This window comes from Streptomyces kronopolitis (assembly GCF_014646275.1).
Taxonomy (GTDB): domain Bacteria; phylum Actinomycetota; class Actinomycetes; order Streptomycetales; family Streptomycetaceae; genus Streptomyces; species Streptomyces kronopolitis.
Genome location: NZ_BMND01000091.1, coordinates 1 through 1,516, shown reverse-complemented (window position 1 = coordinate 1,516; position 1,516 = coordinate 1). Strand labels below are relative to the sequence as shown.

Here is a 1,516-nt window from a genome sequence, read left to right as displayed (position 1 = left end):
CTGTCGCCGACGGCCCAGACGGCGCCGGGGTAGACCTTGTCGCGGACGCCTTCGTCCAGGAGTGCTTCGATGCGGTTGATCATGGGCTCCCTGTTCGCTGTGGCTGTCCCGCCGGTCAGCGTAGTGACGCGGGCGGGTTGATTGCTGGCGCAGCACAGGCTCAGCGTGTGAGCCGCCGGCCGAGGGTGTGCAGTGCGCGGGCGGTGGCCGAGAGCGGGTAGCGGGCGGCATTGGCATACCCCGCCTCCCGCAAGGCGGGCAGTACACCGGTGGACCTCCGCAGCCGGTCCAGGTGCCGGGCCACCGTGGCGGGCTGGGTGAAGTCGGTGGCCAGTGCGGTGGCGCCGAGAGCATCACGCAGGCCCGGAACGGGCTGGTAGAGCACGGGCAGCCCGCATGCCTGGGCTTCGAGCGCGACCAGGCCCATTGCCTCCAGCGTGGTCGAGGGCATGACGAGCGCGTCGTGCTCGGCGAAGGCTCTCCACAGCTGCGGGCGGCTCAGCCATCCCAGGTAGCGGGACCGGATCTCGGCCTTTCGCAGCAGCGGGGCGAGCGCGTGGACCTGGGCCCTGGGGGCGGCGATGCTCAACTCGATGCCCGAGGCGCCGGCCAGGGCCCGGACGAGGGTCTGGCCTCCCTTCTCCGGGGTCAGCCGGCCCGCGTAGATCAGCCGCAGATGACTGCCGTTGGTGCGGGCGCGCCGGGGCAGGCGGGCGGTGATGAGGTGGTCGGGGATGCCCCACGGGATGTGCTCGATCTTGCTCCGGTCGGTGTGGGGAGCCAGCTTGAGGAGGCGGTCGGCCATCGCGGCGGTGGGAACGACGATGGCGTCGGCGGAGCGGGCACTCTCGCGCAGGATCTGCAGCTGGTCGCGGTGGGCTTCGGCGAACAGCAGGTCGGTGCCGTGGACCAGGGCGATTCGTGCCGGTCCGGGCAGGGCCCGCAGCAGGGCGGGGGTAGCGCCGAAGGCCAGGTGGTGCAGGTGCAGGACACCGATCGCGTGCGGGTCGAGCGCCGCTCTCAGTGCCCGGCGCAGGTCGGTGACGTAGCGGGTGAAGGCGGGGCCTTCGAGGGACTTGCCCGCGACGGGCAGCAGATCGAGGCCGGGCGGCAGGATCGGGCGGCGGCCGGCGGGGGCGAGCATGAAAGCCCTGGCCGGGATGCGGGGCTGGTCGCCGGTGTAGAGGTCGAGGAACAGTTCGACGCTGCCGCCGGGGCTGCCGGCGGGCAGGTCCAGGCAGGTGGCGACCATCGGGCCGGGCACGGCGTTCATGGGCGGACCCCGCGGATCTCTTCGTAGAGGCGGGAGATGTCGATGCCGTCGGTGGCCGCGTACTTCGCCGCCTGGTGCTGGTAGCTGTCCGCGGTGCCGTGGGCGGCGATGAAGACGAGCTTGCCGAAGGTCATGCCCGGATAGACGCGGACGGGCTTGGCGGCCTGGATCTCCAGGGTCCAGCGGATCGCATGGCCTTGGTGGCCGAGCGGGGCGGAGACGTGCACCCAGATGCCGAGGGAG

Annotated in this window: 2 protein-coding genes; both read right to left on the bottom strand. The window is 72.2% G+C overall.

Annotation, left to right across the window (positions count from 1 at the left end; translation table 11 throughout):
- Positions 1-160 precede the first annotated feature (160 nt).
- A complete protein-coding gene (locus IEY78_RS33730) occupies positions 161-1,273 on the bottom strand; it encodes a glycosyltransferase family 4 protein (RefSeq protein ID WP_189104811.1) in 1,113 nt (370 codons plus the stop codon).
- The coding region (locus IEY78_RS33725) for a dCTP deaminase domain-containing protein (RefSeq protein ID WP_444544925.1) at positions 1,270-1,516 on the bottom strand (247 nt) is incomplete at its 5' end. The genes IEY78_RS33730 and IEY78_RS33725, both read right to left, overlap by 4 nt.

Excerpts from the sequence above, each read along its gene's own strand:
- IEY78_RS33730 (WP_189104811.1), bottom strand. The coding sequence starts at position 1,273 with ATGAACGCCGTGCCCGGCCCGATGGTCGCCACCTGCCTGGACCTGCCC.